Origin of the sequence: Seonamhaeicola sp. S2-3 (genome assembly GCF_001971785.1) — a bacterium.
Taxonomy (GTDB): Bacteria; Bacteroidota; Bacteroidia; order Flavobacteriales; family Flavobacteriaceae; genus Seonamhaeicola.
In genome coordinates, this window is sequence record NZ_CP019389.1 from 1,494,818 (window position 1) to 1,516,155 (window position 21,338).

A 21,338-nucleotide genomic window follows, 5' to 3' on the forward strand; every position below is an offset into this window, starting at 1 on the left:
TTAATGACTTTATTAGTTACAGGAGGAGCAGGTTTTATAGGATCTAATTTTATAGGTTATTATCTTAAAAACCATCCTCTGGTTAAAATAGTTAACTTAGATAAGCTTACCTACGCAGGAAACCTTTCAAATTTAGAAGACGTAGTAAAACACCCTAATTACACTTTTATAAAAGGCGATATTTGTAATAGGAAACTGGTAGAGGAGTTATTTGAGAAATATAAATTTCAAGGCGTTATTCACTTTGCAGCAGAATCTCATGTAGATAACTCTATAGAAAAGCCAGACGAGTTTATAAATACCAATGTTTTTGGCACGTTTAATTTAATAGATGTTGCAAAAAATCATTGGATGAACAGTCCTCAAGAATTTAAAAAAGGCTGTGAGAATAATAGATTCCATCATATCTCAACAGATGAGGTTTATGGAGCTTTAGGAGAAACAGGTTTATTTACCGAAAAAACGCCTTATGCTCCCAATAGCCCTTATAGTGCATCTAAAGCTTCGTCAGATTTTATAGTTAGAAGTTATTTTCATACCTATGGTATGAATGTGGTTACAACCAATTGCTCTAATAATTATGGACCAAAGCAGCATGATGAAAAATTAATTCCAACTATTATTAGAAAAGCCATACAAGGAGAAGATATTCCTATTTACGGAGAAGGTAAAAATGTTAGAGATTGGTTATATGTATTAGACCACTGTAAAGGAATAGACTTAGCATTTCAAAAAGGAAAGTCAGGCGAAACATACAATATAGGAGGAAATAACGAACGTAATAATTTGTATATAGCTAGTACAATATGCAATATTTTAGATAAGCTATTACCTAAAAAAACATCTTATAAAGAGCAAATTACTTTTGTAAAGGACAGACCAGGACATGATTTTAGATATGCTATAGATGCTTCAAAAATTGAAAAAGAATTAGGCTGGAAAGCCGAAGAGAATTTTGAAACAGGCATTGAAAAAACAATAAATTGGTATTTAAATAAATATAAAGGCTAAATAAATGAAGGGAATTATATTGGCTGGAGGCTCAGGAACACGTTTATATCCACTTACAAAAGTGGTGAGCAAGCAGCTTATGCCTGTTTACGATAAACCAATGATTTATTACCCATTAACAACCCTGTTATCTGCAGGTATTAATGAGATATTAATAATAACAACCCCACAAGATGTCAATAGATTTAAGGATTTACTAGGAGATGGTAGTGATTTTGGATGTAAATTTGAATATGCTATTCAAGAACAACCCAAAGGACTTGCAGAGGCCTTTCTTATAGGCGAAAAGTTTATTGGAAATGATGCTGTAGCCTTAATATTAGGTGATAATATTTTTTATGGATCGGGTTTAAAAAACACCTTAAAACAGTGTTCTAACCCCAAAGGAGGTATCATTTTCGCTTATCACGTACAAGACCCTCAAAGATATGGTGTGGTTGAATTTAATAAACAAAATAAAGCCATATCTATTGAAGAAAAGCCTTTAAAACCAAAATCAAATTATGCGGTTCCCGGTATTTATTTTTATGATAATTCAGTAGTAGACATAGCAAAAAATATTAAACCAAGTAAACGTGGTGAGCTAGAAATTACAGATGTAAATAAAGCTTATTTAAATAAAGGCTTGCTCAATGTTGAGATATTAGATAAAGGTACTGCTTGGTTAGATACGGGTACTTTTTCATCATTGATGCAGGCATCACAATTTGTTCAAGTTATAGAAGAAAGGCAAGGATTAAAGATTGGTTGTATTGAAGAAGTGGCCTATAAAATGGGGTTCATTAATAAAAATCAATTGCAAATTTTAGCCCAACCATTATTGAAAAGTGGATATGGTGAATACCTTCAACAGCTATTATAAATAAAAATATGAAGGCTGAAGAAACATATTTAAAAGGATGCTTTATTATCACTCCTAAAGTGTATGGAGATAATAGAGGTTGTTTTTATGAAAGTTTTAATACCAATACGTTTAAAGAATTAACAGGTTTAAACATAAACTTTGTTCAAGATAACGTATCTAAATCATCAAAAGGTGTTTTAAGAGGCTTACATTTTCAAAAAGGAGAATTTGCCCAAGCAAAATTAGTACAGGTTTTAAAAGGAAAGGTTTTAGACGTTTGTGTAGATTTAAGAGAAAATTCAGAAACTTTTGGTAAGTACTTTTCATTGATTTTAGACTCTAAAAAGCACCAGCAGTTATTTATTCCTAGAGGTTTTGCTCATGGGTTTCTTGTGTTGGAAGAGGACACTATTTTTTCTTATAAATGTGATAACTTTTATAATAAAGCATCAGAATCTGGTATTATATACAACGATCCTATTTTAAACATTAATTGGGGGCTTTCTAAAGAGAACCTCATAATTTCAGAGAAAGATAAATGTTTACCCAAATTTAAACTGTAAATTAAACGATTATGGGGGTAAATGTTTTAGTAACTGGAGCCAATGGGCAGTTGGGGCGTTCTATAAAAAAGCAGGAAAACCAGTGGCCAAATTTTAGGTTTATATATACAGATTCCAAGACCTTAGATATAACAAATCAAAATGCTGTAGAAACCTTTTTTAAGAAAAACAGTATAGCCTATTGTATTAATTGTGCCGCTTATACAGCTGTTGATCAAGCCGAAAAAGACCAAGACCAAGCGTTTAAAATTAATGCACTAGGTCCAAAACACTTAGCCTTGGCCTGTAAAGCGAGTAATGCCGTTTTAATCCATATTTCTACTGATTTTGTGTTTGATGGTTGCAAAACCAGTCCTTATACCGAAAACGACACGCCCAAACCCATTAATGTGTATGGAAGAACCAAATTACAGGGCGAAAATTTTATAGTACAAACAACAGAGCAGTATATTATTATTCGTACTTCTTGGTTGTATTCGGAATATGGCCACAATTTTATGAAAACCATGTTGCGCCTATCTAAAACCCGTAGCGAAATAAGTGTGGTTAATGATCAGGTAGGAAGCCCAACCTACGCAGGCGATTTGGCCACGGCAATTTTAAAGATTATGGATAGCAAAACTATCCAATACGGATTGTACCATTACAGTAATACAGGCGAAACCAGTTGGTATGGATTTGCCAAAACTATTTTTAAGTTTGCAGGAATAGACGTAAAGCTAAGCCCTATAACATCAGTACAATACCCCACATTAGCCAAACGCCCTAAGTACAGTGTTTTAAAAAACGATAAATTGTTAGAGCAGTTTAATATTAAAGCGCCGCGGTGGGAAAGCAGTTTAAAAAAGACCCTAGGAGGGTTAACAGAGCATAACCAGGGCTAATCAAAATTTAATATTTTGCCGCATAACAAGTGTTAAATTCACAGTATAATTGGATCAAGACCAATTATTGGGTTTAGGCAATAATCAAACTGACCCGTCCTAAAATAGCTATACAGGTTAATAAATAAATCCTGATATAAATGGGCTATAACGTAATATTATTTGGTTAATAATTTCGAGAGAAAAACAAAACAAATCTTGTAAGTATTGGTAAAGACTAGATGAAGAGTAAAAATGATTTAATTATCAGATTCATCTTGTTAAGACTTCTAATTATGTTACTTTTGCACAGCGACCTAAGTATTCGGTTTTGTGCGTTTAAAGATTTGCCTTGATGGAGACAAGTATGGGCAAGTTTATTTTAAACGTGTTTAACTATTTAATTTTTATGGATTAGTGCAAAATTTTTTTCCAAAAAAACAAAAAAACAAAATGAAATCAGATGGATTTAAAAAGTATGCTAGTAATACTTTTTGGATGACATTTGAGAAAATAATTAGATTAACAATTAATCTTTTTGTTGGGGTTTGGTTAGCTAGGTACCTTGGCCCTAGTGAATTTGGTCTTTTAAATTTTGGGATTGCTATTGTAACAGTTTTTTTACCAATAGTTAACTTTGGACTTCAAGGTATTCTAGTTAAGGAACTTTTTGATAATCCAGAAAATAAAAACACTATTCTAGGAACATCTTTTGTTTTAAAGTTGGTTGTTTCAATAATCGTTGTCCTTTTAATTTTTTTTTCGGGTTTTTTTTATCAATTACATTTATATTCAAATGATTTAGAAAAAAATGTTGTATTACTTGTTTCTCTATCCCTTTTGTTTCAACCTTTTTTAGTAATTGATTGTTGGTACGAATCTCAAGCAAACACCAAGATTCCTTCTATATTAAAAACTCTGTTTTTTGTTGTTGTTTCTGTTATCAAGGTTTTATTTATTCTTAAACAATCGTCGTTAGTTAGTTTTGCTGTTTTATATAGTGTAGAAGGCTTTTTTGTCGCGTTTGCTGTTTTAATGGCATATTTAAAAGATGGAGGGTCTGTATTTAAGTGGACTTTTAGTGTTGTTGTTCTTAAGGATTTAACAAAAAAGTCTTGGTTACTGGTTTTCTCCAGCATTTCAGCTGTAATCTATTTAAAAATTGATCAGGTCATGATTGGCTCAATGGTTTCCGATGAAGAGTTGGGTTTTTATTCAGCGGCAGTAAGGTTTTCAGAAGCTTGGTATTTTATACCAACTATAGTGTTGAATGCTTTATTTCCTGCTATTTTGAGTGCAAAAAATCAAGGATTTGAAAAATATTCGTTGAGGCTTCAGCAACTTTGTGATTTCCTTTTTTTAGGTTCATTTACACTAGCTTTAGTGGTGACTTTTGTTGCGAAATTTGTTATTATATTGTTTTATGGAATAGATTACAGTGCATCGGTTGTCATATTACAAATTCATATATGGGCTGCTATCTTTGTTTTTCTAAGAGCTGTATTAAGTAAATGGTTAATAGCTGAGGGTAAATACAAATTTTCTCTTATTTCTCAGTTGTCAGGAGCCATTATAAATGTGTTATTGAATTTATTATTAATACCTTTATATGGCGGTTCTGGAGCGGCTATAGCAACAATAATATCCTATTCAGTGGCATCTTTTTTTATTCTTGGCTTTTTTAAGGAAACTAAACCAGTATTTTTGTTTTTTGTGAAATCTTTTGTCGCTCCCATTCGTATAATATTTAATTATGAGGAATACTTTAAAAAAAATTAGAACACATCTGCAAATCATTATCCTAAAGATAGTTTCAGTTAGTTCTTTTACAAGTAGTTTTTACTATTTCATGATGTCTAATGCTTTTAGAAGAGAACATTTAGCCATCGTTAAAGGGAGATTAAAGTACTATCAGCAAAATGAAATAGAGAAGGAAGCATTCTATCTTTTGAGAAGAAATGTACATCGTTTAGAAAAAGGGCTAATAATGAAGGATAGAAGGTCGATTTTTGCTCTTGATTATATAGAAAATACAGTTGAAGCTTACGTAAAAGTAATTACCAGTTCAAAAGAAGCAGTGAGCCATAAAAATTTAAAATGGTATACAGATGTCTTATCAAATTATTTTAAAGTAGTTGATACATCAAACCCCAAATTAAATAAATTGAATCAGGTATTTGAACAGCATAAACTTGTTAGCGATAAAGAAACTAAATCGGTGCCATATCAAAGAGATTTTAGTATACTAAGTGTTTCTTATGATGATTTCTATAACCTATCAAAACTTAGAAGATCCGTGAGGTGGTATGAAGATAGACCGATCCCTAGAGAACTTATTGATAAGGCAATTTCTGCAGCATTACTTTCGCCATCAGCTTGTAATAGACAACCATTTGAGTTTAGAATTTTTGATGATAAGGAATTAGTTCAAAAAGTAGCAAACATAAGTTGGGGAACTTTAGGCTTTAGTCATAATTTCCCGGTAATAATTGTAGTTATTGGTAAATTGGAAGCTTATTTTGATGAAAGAGATAGGCATGTAATATACATAGATGCGTCCCTTGCTTCAATGTCATTAATGTATGCTTTGGAGACTCTAGGTTTAAGTTCTTGTCCAATCAATTGGCCTGATGTAAAACAATTTGAAAACGAAATGGAAGAATTATTAGGACTCGAAAAAAATGAAAGGCCTATTATGTTGATGTCTCTAGGTTATCCAGATAAAGAAGCATTGGTTCCTTTTTCAGAAAAAAAAGATTTATTTGAAATAAGAAGTTATAATAAAATAAAAGAATAGATTATGAATATATTAGTTGTGGGTGGCCACTTTTATAACAAAGGAGCCCATCTAATGATGAAAGCTGTTGTGGACGAATTAAGTAAATACCCTGAATATAACTTGTTTTTGAGTCCTTGTGCAGGAACCAAAGAACAGATAAAAAATTTAGGTTATCAAACTATAGATTACCCGTTTAAGCATGTAACCGATTATCGAGGATTTGAAATATTTTACTACGGTGGTTTTTTTCTTAAATATTTACGAGAGCAGTATAAAGGAAAATTTCCTGTGGATAAAATAGATGCTGTCTTAGATGTTTCAGGGTTTGCATATAGTGATCAATGGGGAAAAAAAGCAGTCAAGAACGTAAATAAACTAATTGAGTTTTTTAAGAAGAGAAACGCTAAGTATATATTTTTACCTCAAGCTTTTGGTCCTTTTTCTAGTGCTGAAATTAGGGAAGGAATGAAAAAGGCAATTGATAATTGCGACCTCATTATAGCTAGAGATAAAGACTCTTATGGAATGCTTACCGATATAGTTCAAAGCAAAAAAATAAAACTTTATCCAGATATAACCATAAAGGTCAAGAATCATGAAAAGGTAATTAAAGATATATCAAATTATTCATGCGTAGTTCCCAATGAACGTATGTTAGACCAAGGAAGAGAATATTGGCCTGAAGGTAAATATTTGGAGTATGTGAATAATGTTATAAAAAGGTTGCTAGCAGAAACAGACCATAATGTTCTTATTTTGATACACGACAAAGGGGTAGGAGATACTGATTTAGCTAATCGGCTGAAAGAGAATTTTCCTGATGAGAATAGGGTTATTGTTTATTATGAAGATGACACTATGAAATTAAAGTCGATTTTGGGGCAAGCAAATTTGGTAATTGGTTCTAGGTTTCATGCTTTGGTTTCAGCGCTGTCTCAAAATGTCCCAAGTATGGCTTTAGGGTGGTCACACAAGTATAAAATGTTATTCGATGAGTACGAGATTGGAGATTTCTCCTTTGACAAACCAAAAGATGAATTGTTTAATACTGTATTGCAGCGCCTTTTAAATGACGAGTCAAGAAAGAAAATTTTAGATAATATATCCAAGTCCAATTTAATTTTAGATAAAAAAAATAAAAAGATGTGGTCTGAGGTTGTTGAAATCCTTAATTCATAAATTAATGAGAATAGCTTATTTAATCGAGGTAAACCCATACAAAAATTCAGGAATAGTAAAAAAAATTAATGATCAAATTGAGTTTTGGGTACAACAGGGACATGATGTAGAACCCTTTATTTTATGGCCCAAACTCAAAAAAGGTGATAAAAATTATTTTGTTAGGGGGCGGCTATACTCCAATGAAATTTTAAATAAGCTACCCGATAACTTCATTAAAACATATTTAACTAAGATATTTACATTACCAAAAATAGAAAAAGATCTTAGTCAATTTTCTCCTGATGTTTTATATATAAGGCAGAATATATGGTATCCTGGTTTAACAAGTGTTTTAAGTAAATATAATACCATTTTAGAAGTAAATACTGTTGATACTATAGAAATAAATCATTACTCTAAGTTTAAAAAGATGGTTTATAATTTTGGAAGAGAGAAGGTTTTAAATAGTTCTAAGGGCATTATTTCTGTTTCTCCAGATATTTTAAAGCATTATGAACAATATACTCATCTGTTAAAAAAAGTAGTTTCTAATGGTATTAATCTATCTAAAATCAATAAAATTAAGAAAGACGAAAATTTAGATAGAGTAAATTTTGTATTCGTAGGAAGTAATTCTATGAAATGGCATGGTATTGATAGGATTATTGAGTTGGCGAAAAAATTTAACGAATACTTTTTTAATATAGTTGGGTACAATAAGAGCGATTTTAAAGAAGTGCCCAATAATATGAAGTTTTATGGTTGGGTAGAAAAGGAAGAATTAATTGAGATTTATTCAAAAAACCATTTTGGCTTAGGCTCTTTTAGTAATTATTTGGTAGGAAAGAAAATTGATAGTACACTAAAAGTTAGAGAGTACTTGGCGTATGGTTTACCTGTTTTATTAGGGCATATTGATGTAGACTTCAAGGATTGTGAGTTTGTTTTCAAAATAACCGATGACGATGGGAGTTTTATTGATAGGGAAGAAATAAAGGAATACGTAGAAAAAAATAAAAACCTAATTATAGATAATAAGCATTTGAAAATTATAGATTCTTCCGTTAAAGAAAAAGAAAGACTTAGCTTTTTTGAACTCTTTCTAACAAAATAATTACTTGAACATTGAATTCAGCAAATAAAAAATGTCCTTAAAAAAAACATATTATTTTTTCTTTTTATTGGGCTTATTCTTTCTTCCCTTTAATTCAGAACCCCCAAGTTTTATGGGTTTTCTTGGAGAATATAGTAGAGAGTCCTCTTCTTTGTTTTTTTTAATAGGTATTGTTTTATTGATAGCGAATGACCTTTTTAGAGGAAAAGTGTATTTACCATTTAATAAAGCACCTTATAATGTTTTTGTTGTTTTCTTGTTGGTAATTTTCTTGTCTGCAGTTGTCAATGCCTCAAACATTACGGGATACTATTTTAAGCAAACCAATGGGTGGAACAGATATATTAACCAATCAATATCTGTTCTATTATCATCAGTAATGTTTTTTTATCTCTTTTGTAATGTAATTAAAGATTATGGGGTTGTAAAAGTTTTTGTGAAGATAAGAAAAACATTTTTTTATTCTTTGTTAATAGTTACTACATATGCTTTTTTTGAGTATTTGACCATAACTTATAACCTGAAATTTTCTAAAATCATTGTAAATCTCTTTGATTACTTGCCTTTTGTAAAAGTGAAATTAGATTATAATCTAAGTAGAATATCGTCGCTAACCTATGAACCTCCTGCACTTGGAATGTATTTAGTTACTATTTCTGGTTTTATGTTTAGTTATATTTTAACCAGTAAAAAAAACTATAGGTTTATTCCTTTTTTTATTGTTGTGCTTCTAACTCTTTTGTCAAAATCAAGGTCGGCATTTGTTATTATTCTTGCTCAAATTAGTGTTGCTATTTTCTACACGTACATGGTTGATAGAAAATTTCGAGGAGTTTTTAATAAAATAATGATTATAGCAGCAGTTCTTTTTGCATCAATTTTGGTTTTTAAAACAGAGGCTGTAGTTCAAGCTGTAAATAGTAGAATACAAGCATTGAATTTTGCAGATACAAAGTACAGTACAAATAATTACTCTGTATCCAATAAGTCTAGGTTAGGTATACAGTATGCAAATTATCAAGTGTTTTTAGAAAACCCAATATTTGGTGTTGGTTGGGGGCAACAGACGTATGAATCAAAAGATAAGTATCCTAAATGGGCAACTAAAAACAATTATGAGTTTCCACAGATATATTTAAATGAAAATATTAAATCTTTTCCGCCAGGGTATAATTTATATTTAAGGACTTTAACAGAAACGGGTTTAATAGGTTTTATTGTTTTTTCTGCATTTATAGGATTGGTTTTTTATTATGTATTAAAGTTTATAAAAAACACTAAGAAGGAACATAAATATATACCATTGACCATGCTTATTGCGTTTGTAGGCTTTTTTCTTAATTGGTTACAAATAGATTCTTTTAGAATTTTTGGGTTTTGGTTGTGTTTAAGTTTGGTCATACACATTAAAAAATTAAATAGATGTCACGTATAATAGTTTTAATACCTCATTTCAATAGGCTCGATGAGTTAAAGAAGTCTTTGGTTTCTATTGAAGAATCTCAAGAAATAGATGTTTTGATAGTTGATGATGGGAGCAAGGAAAAACCAGATATAAACGAAATAAAAGAGTTCTATAAACAGGGCAAAGTGTATCTTGAAGTATTGGAAAAAAATTCAGGGATCGAAAATGCGTTAAATAGAGGGCTAGAGTTTATTAAAGGTTTAGAATACAAATATATTGGCAGATTAGATTGTGGGGACTATTGCGTAAAAGACAGATTTACTAAACAAATGGAATACTTAGACAACAAAGAGGATGTCTATTTGTTAGGTTCATGGGCAAATATTAAGGATTCTAAAGGAGTTAAACTACATGTTTTAAAGCATCCTGTAAAGTATAATGATATAAAAAAGAAGATGTATTTAAATAGTATGTTTGTGCACCCTTCTGTTGTGTTTAGAACGTGTTTAATTGATGAGATAGGTTTCTATCCTACAAATTATAAAGCAGCAGAAGATTATGCTTTTTTCTTTAAAATTATTAAAAAATATAAAGCTGAGAATTATCCAGAAGCTTTACTTGATTATATTATAGAAGAAGATTCCATTTCTTCACAAAAAAGATTCTTACAAGTTAAAAGCCGAATAAGAATTATTATGGATAACTTTAAGTTTGGTTTTTATCCCATTTACGGTTTGGCTAGAAATGTTCTTTTGTTGTTTTTATCTAGAAACGTTACAACATATATCAAAAAAATAATATCAAAAAAATAATGTGCAGTGTCAAATCGGGCTTATTTATATATTTACTGTTTACTGTTAATTGCTGTCCCTTTTACTGATTTGGGAGAGGCCGTTCCCAATATTTTAATAATATTGTTATCAATCTTATTTCCATTTGTTGTCAAAAAAAGCCAGCTATATTTATTGAAAAACAGAATTTTTATCTCCCTATTATTATTGGCAATACTAGCGGTTTTAGAGGTCTTGTTTTTATCTAGGTTTGAAGATTTAAGATTTGTTTCAAAATTGTTTCTACTACTAGGTATATACGTTTTATCGCTGCCTGTATTATTGAAAGAGCATATAAAAAAAATAATGTACTGTTTTTTACTTGGGGTGGTTTTGTTATTAATTGCTTCATCTTACAGTATTCTTAGTGAAACTCTTTATAATGAGAATTTTAGTCTTGCTGTTGGTGATATCAACCCTGTTTTGTTGGGAGACCGTCCTTATGTCGGTTTCACATATACAATAGCCTTTTTTATTTGTTTGTTTTTAGCGAGTAAAACTAATAATAAGTTAGAATCTGCCTTAATGGTTGTTTTGTCTTTGGTTTTAGTAAGTTTTTTATTTTTAATAGCAGCAAGAACTTCTTTATTATCTATAGTTTTAGCAGGTATATTGAGCATATTTTATATAAAAAACATTAAATTAAAACTATTTGTTTTGCTGTCAATTTTTGTTTCTGGACTAAGTTTAATTCTTTTTAACCAAAATTTTAAAAGCCGTCTTACGTTAGGGTTTAAACAAAAACAGCTTTCTTTTGAGAAGGTTATTAAACTAGAACCTAGGTATTATATATGGGGGTGCGTAAAGGATATAGTTGAAGATAGGTCACCTTCTTTTTTTGGATATGGGTTTGCTGCAACTCAAGAAAAATTAAATTTATGTTATGCTAATTCCCAAGAGTTTAACAATAATGATCAACAAAGTTGGTTTGTTGACAAAAAATTTAATACACACAACCAGTACTTAAACTTTTATTTAAGTACTGGCGTGTTGGTTTTTCTTGTTTTTTCGATAACTTGCTTTTTTTGTTTATCAACCAACATAAATGTTTTTTTTGCCTTAGCCTTAAATGTTTCTGTGTTGCTATTTTTTATGGTTGAAAATGTATTAAGTAGACAGATGGGAGTAGAACTTTGTGTGCTGGTTTTACTTTTTTCTAAAGCTATTAATGTATTGAACACAGAAAAAGAGAGTAATAGGTTAACAAAATATAAAATTGTAAAAGATAGAGCTGTAAAATGAAAAAGACTAAAGTAGCCCACGTTTTATATTCAGTAGAAGGTGTTGAAGTTTACCTATGATTTGTTACAGAAAATATCGATACAAACCGAATAAGTTGTGAATGTGAGATGTGTAGAAAGCGTATGAACTTAAAAAGCGGAACCATAATGCAAGTCTCTAACCTTTCTTTCCTAACCTGACATAAAAAGGATATTCAATAAAGAAAATTATTCTATTCACTTAAGTAGGTTTTTTTAGTTGTTTGAAATTAATATGCTTATTAAAATTTGCTTTCACTCTTTTTAAGGACAAAGCTTTCATTTTCGAGTGCTTTTCGTGGTCTTCAAGAAGAGCTAAAATTTTTCCTTAAACTCAAAGGCAGTATTACATAAATAACCTGTTTCCCCATTTACAACAGCATCTTTGTTCCCTATCACATTGGTAGCTATAACAACTTTACCTAAAGCCATAGCTTCTAAAATGGTTATAGGTAAACCTTCCCATAGAGAGGTTTGTATGTAAATATCAAAAGTATTGGCTATTTTTAAAACTTCCTCTCTTGTTTTTCAACCTGTAAGTTCAATATTTTTAGAAGTAAATACTTTTTCAAGTTCTTTCTCTCCATTACCAATCCAAATGAATTCAATATCAGGTAATAGGCTAGCAATGTCATTAAATAATTTTGGGTTTTATTCTTTCTTTTGGATTTATAGAGAGGGTGATATTTATTTTTATGTTTTTTATTAATATAAATAAGTTTTAATATTTCTTTATTATTGGCGTTTATTCTTTTAAGTTTAGTAGAAAATTGTTTACACATACAAATGGAGATTTATCTGCTAGCTATTTTATTAATATTTTTAAGTCAAGAATGTTCTAAATATTAAAAAGTAGAATTTGTTTGAAGTTTTGTAGTTGTTGTTTTTGTCAAAGAGTATTCAAGGTTTGTTTTTAGATATAGCTTTTAAAGTGTTGTTTGGAAATATTTGTAAAATAGTTTTATTATACTATCTGAGGTCTTTCTTTTTGATATATTTGTAATAATTTTAAGAAGAAATTAATAGACTAAATGAAAAAAATAAAAGTTGCCCATATTCTTAATTCTGTTGGAGGTGTCGACGTTTCTCTTAGGCTTATTTTAGAAAATATTGATAGTTCAAAGTTTGATAGTATAGTGATTCATGGAATTAATGATACTAAATCTCTTTTTTTCGATGACAAAGGGAATATTGTTAAAGATTATAAATTGCCTATTAAAAGAAATATTAGTTTAATCAATGATTTCAAAGCCATTTTCAAGGCATTAAAGATTATTAAAATAGAGCAACCAGATATTATTCATGCGCATAGTGCCAAAGGAGGGATAATATCAAAAGTTATTACTTCTTTTTTAAAAATCCCTGTATTACATACACCTCAGGCTTATTCTTTTTTAAGTACAAATAATATTTTTAAAAGAAAAATATTTTTAGGAATAGAAAAGCTTTTTGTAGGTCCTAATAATAAGATATTGGCATCTTCAGCTTCTGAACAAAATAGAGCAATTAATGAAGTTGGTTATCCTAAACAAAGAGCTTTGCTTTTTAATAATTCAATAAATCCAATCAATAAAGTAAAAGAGCTTTCAATAGAAAAATCATGGCCAGAAAATTATATATGTTCAGTTGGTAGACCATCATACCAAAAGAATATTGAATTAATGTTAGATGTTTTATTTGAAATAAAAAAAACAATTAACAACATTCATCTAGTATTAATGGGTGTTGGCTATCACTCGCCTAATTTGAAATCTGTAAAGAATAAAATAAATGATTCAGGTTTAAAAGAAAATGTTACCCTTTTAAAATGGACATCTCGTGATGATATTTTTAATATTATTAAAAATTCAAAATTGTATTTAACTACAGCTAGATATGAAGGGCTGCCTTATTCCGTGATTGAAAGTCTGGCATTAGGAAAAGCAATTGTTGCAACAGATGCAGACGGTAATAGAGATTTAGTTAAAGATGGTTTTAATGGGTATCTAATTTTTAATGAGGACGTTAAAGAAATAGCAAATTCTGTTGTTAAAATAGTGAAATCTAAAAGTTTAAATCAAAAGTTTTCAGAAAATTCATTAGAATTATTTAAACAAAAATTCGATATCACGAAAAATATAACACTTTTAGAAAATATATATATAAATAACATAAAAAGATGAAGATATCAGTAGTAGGGACAGGTTATGTAGGCCTAGTAACAGGTACTTGTTTAGCAGAAACAGGTAATGACGTACTATGTATAGACATAGATGAAAATAAAGTTGAAAAAATGAAAAATGGTGAGGTTCCAATTTATGAGCCTCATTTAGATGTTTTATTCCAAAGAAATATTAAGGCGAATAGATTGTTTTTCTCAACTTCATTAGAAGAGGGATTAAAACATGGTGATATTATATTTTTGGCATTACCAACACCAGAAGATGAAGACGGGTCTGCTGATTTATCATATGTTTTAGGTTGTGCATCCGATATAGGAAAATTGATGAAGGACTATAAGGTTATTGTCGATAAAAGCACAGTTCCTGTTGGTACTGCAGAAAAAGTAACTCAAGCTATTGCAGCACATACAGATGTTGAATTTGATGTGGTTTCTAATCCTGAGTTTTTAAGAGAAGGTTTTGCTGTTGATGATTTTTTAAAACCAGAGCGTATTATAATAGGATCAAGTTCAGAAAAAGCAACAGAGTTAATGAAAAAACTTTATATGCCTTTTGTTAGATCTGGAAATCCAATTTTAACAATGGATGAGAAGTCTGCTGAACTTACGAAGTATGCAGCAAACTCCTTTTTAGCAACAAAAATTACATTTATGAATGAAATTGCAAATTTTTGTGAGAGAGTAGGGGCTAATGTTGATATGGTAAGATTAGGAATGGGTACTGATTCTCGTATAGGTAAACGGTTTTTATTTCCAGGTATAGGCTATGGAGGATCTTGTTTTCCTAAAGATGTTAAGGCTCTGTGTAAATCAGGAAAAGATGTCGGTTATAATTTCTCTATATTAGATGCTGTTGTTGAAGTAAATGAAGTTCAGAAGAAAGTTTTAGTTCCAAGAATTGAAACATATTATAGCGGAAATATTAAAGGAAAAACATTTGCTATTTGGGGGCTTGCTTTTAAGCCAGAAACAGATGATATTAGAGAAGCTCCTGCATTATACATTATTGAAGAATTAATAAAAAGAGGGGCTAATATTCAAGTCTTTGATCCAGAAGCAATGCCTAATGTAAAGAAAAAATTCGGAGATAGTATAAAGTATGCATTGAATAAGGATGAAGCTACAAAAGATGCCGATGCTTTAATTATTTGTACCGAGTGGAGCTTGTTTAGAACACCTGATTTTGAAAAATTGAGAAGCAATTTAAAAGCACCAGTAATTTTTGATGGTAGAAACTTATATGAAATAGAAGACATAAAAAATGAAGGGTTTTATTATAGTTCAATAGGAAGAAATTTAAATATCTAATGAAAAAAATATTAATTACAGGAGCAGCAGGGTTTTTAGGATCACATTTATGTGATAGATTTCTAAATGAAGGCTATTATGTTATTGGAATGGATAATTTCATTACAGGTGATCAAAAAAATATTGAACATTTAAACAATAACCCTAACTTCCAATTTATAAAACACGATGTAACCGAGTTTGTTAAAATTGAAGGAACTCTAGATTACATACTTCATTTTGCTTCGCCTGCTAGTCCTATAGATTATTTAAAAATACCTATTCAAACTCTAAAAGTAGGGTCTTTAGGAACGCACAATTTATTAGGTTTAGCCAAGGCAAAAAAAGCCAGAATTTTAATAGCCTCTACTTCCGAAGTTTATGGAGACCCATTAGTGCATCCTCAGTCCGAAGATTATTATGGCAATGTTAATGCTATTGGCCCTAGAGGGGTTTATGATGAAGCAAAAAGGTTTATGGAATCTATAACCATGGCATATCATAGGTTTCATGGATTAGAAACCAGAATAGTTAGAATCTTTAACACCTACGGTCCAAGAATGCGATTAAATGATGGGAGGGTTATTCCGGCTTTTATGGGGCAAGCTCTTAGAGGTGAGGATTTAACAGTGTTTGGAGATGGTTCTCAAACGCGCTCATTTTGTTATGTAGATGATCAAGTAGAAGGTATTTATAGGCTTTTATTAAGTGATTATTCTTATCCAATAAACATAGGTAATCCACATGAAATTACTATTAATGACTTTGCTAAAGAGATTGTAAAATTAACAGGAACTAACCAAAAAATTGTATATAAAGAGTTACCTGTTGATGATCCTATGCAAAGACAACCAGATATTAGTTTAGCTAAAAAAATATTAAATTGGGAGCCCAAAATAACTAGAGAAAAAGGTTTACAAGCTACTTATAATTACTTCAAAAGTTTAACTAAAGAAGAACTCTGCAGAAGTGAACATAAAAAGTTTGAAAACCATATAAGAAAATAGATTTTGAGTAAATTTAAACAAGGAAGATATTCTAGTTTTATTAGGCCTTTGTCATATTTGGTTGACTTAGCTATAATTAATAGTGCAGTATATCTTTTTAAAATAAACCTTATAAATGAGTATCCTTTTCATATATATATTACGGTTTTGTGGTTTATTTTATCTTTTTACAATAAGTTTTATGATGTTCACAGGTACACAAGAATCTTACAAGTAATAACGCTTTTGGTAAAGCAGATTATTTTATTTGCAGTGGTTCTTTATGCTTATATAGGTTTTTTTAAACAACCTAATTTGAGCAGACTTAATTTAGGTAATTATGTACTTACGGTTTTTGGATTATTAACTTTTTTTAAGTTTTTTATTTTCTATCTGTTAAACAAATATAGAAGTGCGTTAGGAGGCAACTTAAGAAATATAATAGTAATAGGTAAAAATGATAAAACCAGACAATTAATTAACACGTTTAAAAAACGTTTAGATTTTGGTTATAAATGTAAAGCCAATTTTGATGTTAAAGACGACAATTTTTCACTTCAAGATTGTTTTAATTTTGTGATTGATAACGATATTCATGAAATCTATTTTTCGGTAGCAGAGTTATCTAATAAACAAATAAATCAGCTCATAGATTTTGCAGATAATAACCTTAGAGAATTAAAATTCATACCAGACAATAAAGATATTTTCTCTAAAAAACTTAAGTATGAATATTATGACTATATTCCGGTTTTGTCGTTAAGAAGTATTCCTTTAGAAGAACCAGTAAACAAATTTGCTAAAAGATTGTTTGATATCATTTTTGCATCATCGGTAATTGTTTTTATTCTATCTTGGTTAACACCTATTTTAGCTATTATTATAAAATTAGAATCTAAAGGTCCTGTGTTTTTTAAACAAACCAGAAACGGATTTAATTATAACGAATTTGATTGCTACAAGTTTAGGTCTATGACACCTAATAAAAATGCACATTTACACCAAGCAACAAAAGGCGATAATAGAATTACAAAAGTTGGTGCCTTTATTAGAAAAACCAGTATAGATGAGCTACCCCAATTTTTTAATGTATTATTTGGAGATATGTCTGTTGTTGGACCAAGACCTCACATGGTAAGTCATACAAACAAATATGCACGTAGTGTAGATAAATTTATGGTAAGACATTTTGTAAAACCTGGTATTACTGGTTTAGCTCAAACAAGTGGTTATAGAGGTGAAATTGAAACAGAAAAAGATATTATAAATAGAGTTAAGTATGATATTTTTTATGTTGAAAACTGGTCCATTCTACTTGATTTAAAAGTAATTATCCAAACGTTTTTAAATGCTATAAAAGGCGAAGAAAAAGCATACTAATATGAGTGCTTTTAAAGTTTCAATAATAACGCCTACTTACAATTCAGAAAGCTTTATTAAACAAACCATAACAAGCATTCTTAATCAAACCTATACCAATTGGGAACTTATTTTAGTTGATGATGCTTCAACAGATAAAACGGTTGAAATTATTAATCAGTTTCTTAAAACTAATCCACAGATTTCTTTACTTCAGAATTCAAAAAATAGGGGAGCAGCTATTTCAAGGAATAAAGGTATTGAAGCCGCTAAAGGCGATTTTATAGCTTTTTTAGATGCAGATGACTTATGGAAACCAGATAAACTTAAAAAGCAAATTAAGTTTATGCAAGACAATGAAGCAGACGTTTGTTTTAGCAGTTATACTTTAATAAATGAAGCCGGGGTTTCATTAAATAAAACCGTTAAGGCCTTACCAAAGCTTACCTATAATAAATTTTTGAAGTGTAATTATATTGGCAATTTAACAGGCATTTATAACGCTAAAAAGCTAGGTAAAATATATGCTCCAAACTTACTAAAACGTCAAGATTGGTTAATGTGGTTAAAAGCTGTTAAACAAAGCAATAAACCAGCTTTGGGTATAAAAGAGCCTTTAGCTATTTATAGGGTTAGGAAAAACTCTATGTCATCAAATAAACTTAATCTGGTAAAGTATAACTATTTAGTTTATAGAAAAGGCTTGGGTTTTTCGGTTGTTAAATCGGTTTACTATTTTGTAGTTTTTCTTTTTGAATATTTTTTTGTCAAGTCAAAACAAATGGTTACTTCAACTTAGAGGTAAACTGTTTTAACTTGCCTGCTTGGGTTCTTTTAAGGTGCTCTTTTTGCTCAAAAATAATGTTCAGCCCCTTTTCTAAGTATTTCTCAATAGCGTCTTCTATAAGCTTTATTTTAGCTTCTGTAAGTGGTTCAACGCTTCTGTAAATAATTTTGAAAGTATCTTTTTTTAATTGCTCAATTATAAACTCTTTTACATTGGCATTGTCTTCTATTACAGTTTTGGTTACGTAGTAAAAGGTTAAACCAGCAGCTTTTTTTCCGCTAGGTAAAATGGCAAAATCGTTTGTGCGCCCTAATAAATATTTTAAAATGGGTTTTTGGGGTTTACTTTCTTCTGCTAATGCTCCGTAATCACCTAATTCGTAACGAATAAATGGGTGTGCTTTGTTGTAAAGTGAGGTTACAACAATTTTTCCTTCTTTGCCATGTGGTAACGGATTGTTGTTTTCATCTAAAATTTCAACAAATACATCTTCGGTATTTACAATCCATTCATTTTGTTTGTTATTAAAAGCAATAAGCCCCAATTCGGCACAACCGTATTCGTTTACAACAGGAATTCCTAATTGGGTTTCTAACAGGTGTTTGTCGTCTTCAAAAAGCATTTCAGCAGTAACAATACACACGTTTAAGGTTGGACAAACGGTTTTTAAAACAATTTTTTTCTTTTGAAGGAATTTAGCAAACTGCACAATAGCACTGGTATAGCCATTTATATAGTTGAATTTTGTATTGCTGAACTTAGCCAAATTTTTCTCTAAAACAGCATCACTCATATCAAACACAGAAAACCTGAATCTGTTACCTAAAAAATCTTTAAAACGCTCTTTGTAATAACCAGTTTTATTAAGCGGAATACCGTAAAATCTTGCCTGTTTAGAGCTGTTTAAATCTACATTAAACCAACCATATTTATCAATAAAATTAGCCCAAGTAAGGGCGTGACAAAATTTATCTTTGGCAAAAATTAAAGGTGTTCCAGAAGAGCCTGATGTTTTGTTTAAGTATATGTTTTTGCAAGAAAAACCATCTGAAAGCCTATTTTCTAAAGGTTGTTGTAAATCTAATTTAGTTAATACAGGAACAGCATTCCAATCTGTAACATCTACATTTTTAGCAAGCTTTTTATAGAAATTATTGTGTTTTAAATGATATAATAGAATATCAATTTTTTTCTTCTCAATAAAAGAAGCATAATCACTTTCATTAATAGCTTTAATATTATTTAAATATTGTTTAGCCTTTCCTAGCGGAAACTTCTTAAGTTTTAATGAAAGATTAAATAAGTTCACGGTTAAATAAATAATTGTAAAGTAACTAAAAAATATTCGTGAATTAGAACCATTAGTTCTATTTTTGCACAACAAAAAAAAGTAAAATGAACATCTTAATTTTAGGATCAGGCGGAAGAGAACACACCTTTGCTTGGAAAATTGCACAAAGTCCATTATGTAAAAATTTATACGTTGCACCCGGAAACTCGGGTACTGCACAAGTTGCAACCAACGTAAATATTGGTGTAACAGATTTTGAAGCTATTAAAAAACTAGCCCTAGACAAACAAATAAACATGGTTGTGGTTGGGCCAGAAGATCCTTTGGTAAAAGGTGTACATGATTTTTTCTTGAATGATGACCAACTTAAAAACATACCAGTTATTGGACCGCAAAAACAAGCTGCCGAACTTGAAGGTAGTAAAGAGTTTGCAAAAGAGTTTATGATGCGTCATAACATTCCAACAGCGGCTTATGAAAGTTTTACTAAAGACACTGTAGAAAAAGGTTATGCTTTTTTAGAAACTTTAAAGCCACCATACGTTTTAAAAGCAGATGGTTTAGCTGCTGGTAAAGGTGTTGTTATTTTAAATGATATTGATGAGGCAAAAGCCGAATTAAAAAGCATGTTGGTTGATGCTAAATTTGGAGAAGCCAGTACTAAAGTAGTAATTGAAGAGTTTTTAGATGGTATTGAACTAAGCTGTTTTGTTTTAACCGATGGTGAAAACTATAAAATTTTGCCTACGGCAAAAGACTACAAACGTATAGGCGAAGGTGATACAGGTTTGAATACGGGTGGTATGGGTGCCGTGTCTCCAGTGCCGTTTGCAACCAATGAATTTTTAAATAAAATTGAAGAACGCATTGTAAAACCAACTATTGAAGGCTTTAAAAAAGACAAATTACCATATGTAGGGTTTGTGTTTATTGGCCTAATTAAAGTTGAAAATAACGATCCAAAAGTTATTGAATACAATGTACGTATGGGCGATCCGGAAACTGAAGTGGTTTTTCCTAGACTTAAAAACGATTTAGTAGAAGTACTACAAGCAATGGCTAACGGTACATTAAATACTATTGATATTGAAATTGATGAACGTGCCGCTACAACCATTATGGTAGTATCTGGAGGATATCCTGAAGCTTACGAAAAAGGCAAAGAAATTACAGGCATTGATACTATTGAAGATTCTATACCATTTCATGCTGGTGCGCAATTAAAAGATGGTAAAGTACTAACATCTGGAGGGCGTGTAATATCTATAACGTCGTATGGAGAAACTTATAAAGAGGCCATAAAAAAATCTTACCAAAGTATAGAAAAACTACATTTTGATAAGATGTATTATCGTAAAGATATAGGCTTTGATTTATAAAAATGAATGCGAAGAAACACTTTTGTCTTCTTCGTTATTATCATTAAATATTTTAAGTTGCTTCATCCAGTAAACGATAGCAACAAAGCCTATTACTATAAAAATCCAAGATACAATATTGGCTAACCACCAATTATCTAGTTCTAAAACTCTCAACGCATCAAGCGGAGCAAAAAGAACATCAACAAATAAATCTTGTATTGCGTAAAAGAAATCTTTCATTGTTAGTATATTTACAAGGCAAAAATACAAAAACAGT

General features: G+C 30.2%; 20 protein-coding genes. 17 read left to right on the plus strand and 3 right to left on the minus strand.

From position 1 onward, the window contains the following. The first annotated feature begins 3 nt into the window (after nt 1–3). The 11 genes from rfbB (at nt 4) to BWZ22_RS06995 (ending at nt 11,812) form a co-directional block, all read left to right on the plus strand. Nucleotides 4–1,011 carry a dTDP-glucose 4,6-dehydratase gene (gene rfbB / locus BWZ22_RS06945; protein ID WP_076698908.1) on the plus strand — a complete coding sequence of 336 codons (1,008 nt, stop codon included), beginning with the start codon at nt 4–6 and terminating at the stop codon, nt 1,009–1,011. Nucleotides 1,012–1,015: 4 nt separating this feature from the next. Then, nucleotides 1,016–1,873 (plus strand): glucose-1-phosphate thymidylyltransferase RfbA, encoded by an 858-nt coding sequence (rfbA, locus tag BWZ22_RS06950; protein ID WP_076698909.1) that lies wholly within the window; start codon nt 1,016–1,018, stop codon nt 1,871–1,873. Nucleotides 1,874–1,881: 8 nt separating this feature from the next. Beyond that, nucleotides 1,882–2,418: a dTDP-4-dehydrorhamnose 3,5-epimerase gene (gene rfbC / locus BWZ22_RS06955; protein ID WP_076698911.1), complete on the plus strand. Its 537-nt coding sequence runs from the start codon at nt 1,882–1,884 to the stop codon at nt 2,416–2,418. Between the two features lie 11 nt (nt 2,419–2,429). Continuing rightward, nucleotides 2,430–3,302 (plus strand): dTDP-4-dehydrorhamnose reductase, encoded by an 873-nt coding sequence (gene rfbD, locus BWZ22_RS06960; protein WP_076698912.1) that lies wholly within the window; start codon nt 2,430–2,432, stop codon nt 3,300–3,302. A gap of 432 nt (nt 3,303–3,734) precedes the next feature. Continuing rightward, entirely contained in the window at nt 3,735–5,060 is a 1,326-nt protein-coding gene (locus BWZ22_RS06965) for a flippase (protein WP_076702350.1), read from the plus strand. 208 nt (nt 5,061–5,268) lie between these two features. Next, complete coding sequence (locus tag BWZ22_RS06970) at nt 5,269–6,078, plus strand: nitroreductase family protein (protein ID WP_198027660.1); 810 nt, start codon at nt 5,269–5,271, stop codon at nt 6,076–6,078. A gap of 3 nt (nt 6,079–6,081) precedes the next feature. After that, nucleotides 6,082–7,239, plus strand: coding sequence for a polysaccharide pyruvyl transferase family protein (locus tag BWZ22_RS06975; protein ID WP_076698915.1), 1,158 nt, complete (start codon nt 6,082–6,084; stop codon nt 7,237–7,239). A 4-nt stretch (nt 7,240–7,243) separates the two neighbouring features. Then, a complete protein-coding gene (locus BWZ22_RS06980; protein ID WP_157607924.1) occupies nt 7,244–8,335 on the plus strand; it encodes a hypothetical protein in 1,092 nt (363 codons plus the stop codon). 31 nt (nt 8,336–8,366) lie between these two features. After that, a complete protein-coding gene (locus tag BWZ22_RS06985; RefSeq protein ID WP_083692221.1) occupies nt 8,367–9,770 on the plus strand; it encodes an O-antigen ligase in 1,404 nt (467 codons plus the stop codon). Beyond that, nucleotides 9,758–10,552, plus strand: a complete 795-nt coding sequence (locus BWZ22_RS06990) for a glycosyltransferase (RefSeq protein ID WP_076698920.1) — start codon at nt 9,758–9,760, stop codon at nt 10,550–10,552. The genes BWZ22_RS06985 and BWZ22_RS06990 overlap by 13 nt, the downstream gene beginning before the upstream one ends. Before the next feature lie 324 nt (nt 10,553–10,876). Then, the gene (locus BWZ22_RS06995) at nt 10,877–11,812 is read left to right on the plus strand and encodes an O-antigen ligase family protein (RefSeq protein WP_157607925.1); all 936 of its coding nucleotides are present in this window, start codon (nt 10,877–10,879) and stop codon (nt 11,810–11,812) included. 332 nt (nt 11,813–12,144) lie between these two features. On the opposite strand, the gene BWZ22_RS17075 is transcribed toward BWZ22_RS06995, so the two are convergent. Further along, nucleotides 12,145–12,333 carry a glycosyltransferase gene (locus tag BWZ22_RS17075; RefSeq protein WP_083692223.1) on the minus strand — a complete coding sequence of 63 codons (189 nt, stop codon included), beginning with the start codon at nt 12,331–12,333 and terminating at the stop codon, nt 12,145–12,147. A 527-nt stretch (nt 12,334–12,860) separates the two neighbouring features. Here BWZ22_RS17075 and BWZ22_RS07010 point away from each other — a divergent pair. From BWZ22_RS07010 to BWZ22_RS07030, 5 genes are read left to right on the plus strand one after another with little or no spacing between them, the layout of a single operon-like run. Next, complete coding sequence (locus BWZ22_RS07010; protein WP_076698924.1) at nt 12,861–13,991, plus strand: glycosyltransferase; 1,131 nt, start codon at nt 12,861–12,863, stop codon at nt 13,989–13,991. Next, nucleotides 13,988–15,298, plus strand: a complete 1,311-nt coding sequence (locus BWZ22_RS07015; RefSeq protein ID WP_076698925.1) for a UDP-glucose/GDP-mannose dehydrogenase family protein — start codon at nt 13,988–13,990, stop codon at nt 15,296–15,298. The genes BWZ22_RS07010 and BWZ22_RS07015 overlap by 4 nt, the downstream gene beginning before the upstream one ends. Further along, the gene (locus tag BWZ22_RS07020; RefSeq protein WP_076698927.1) at nt 15,298–16,284 is read left to right on the plus strand and encodes a UDP-glucuronic acid decarboxylase family protein; all 987 of its coding nucleotides are present in this window, start codon (nt 15,298–15,300) and stop codon (nt 16,282–16,284) included. The genes BWZ22_RS07015 and BWZ22_RS07020 overlap by 1 nt, the downstream gene beginning before the upstream one ends. Before the next feature lie 3 nt (nt 16,285–16,287). Further along, a complete protein-coding gene (locus BWZ22_RS07025) occupies nt 16,288–17,643 on the plus strand; it encodes an undecaprenyl-phosphate glucose phosphotransferase (RefSeq protein WP_076698928.1) in 1,356 nt (451 codons plus the stop codon). 1 nt (nt 17,644) lies between these two features. After that, nucleotides 17,645–18,421 carry a glycosyltransferase family 2 protein gene (locus BWZ22_RS07030; RefSeq protein WP_076698930.1) on the plus strand — a complete coding sequence of 259 codons (777 nt, stop codon included), beginning with the start codon at nt 17,645–17,647 and terminating at the stop codon, nt 18,419–18,421. On the opposite strand, the gene BWZ22_RS07035 is transcribed toward BWZ22_RS07030, so the two are convergent. After that, nucleotides 18,408–19,718 (minus strand): AMP-binding protein, encoded by a 1,311-nt coding sequence (locus BWZ22_RS07035; protein WP_076698931.1) that lies wholly within the window; start codon nt 19,716–19,718, stop codon nt 18,408–18,410. The genes BWZ22_RS07030 and BWZ22_RS07035 overlap by 14 nt on opposite strands. 86 nt (nt 19,719–19,804) lie before the next feature. Between BWZ22_RS07035 and purD the strand changes: the two genes are divergently transcribed. Next, entirely contained in the window at nt 19,805–21,079 is a 1,275-nt protein-coding gene (purD, locus tag BWZ22_RS07040; protein WP_076698933.1) for a phosphoribosylamine--glycine ligase, read from the plus strand. Here the strand turns inward: purD and BWZ22_RS07045 are convergent. Beyond that, complete coding sequence (locus tag BWZ22_RS07045; protein WP_076698934.1) at nt 21,074–21,301, minus strand: uracil phosphoribosyltransferase; 228 nt, start codon at nt 21,299–21,301, stop codon at nt 21,074–21,076. The genes purD and BWZ22_RS07045 overlap by 6 nt on opposite strands. Between the last annotated feature and the right edge of the window lie 37 nt (nt 21,302–21,338).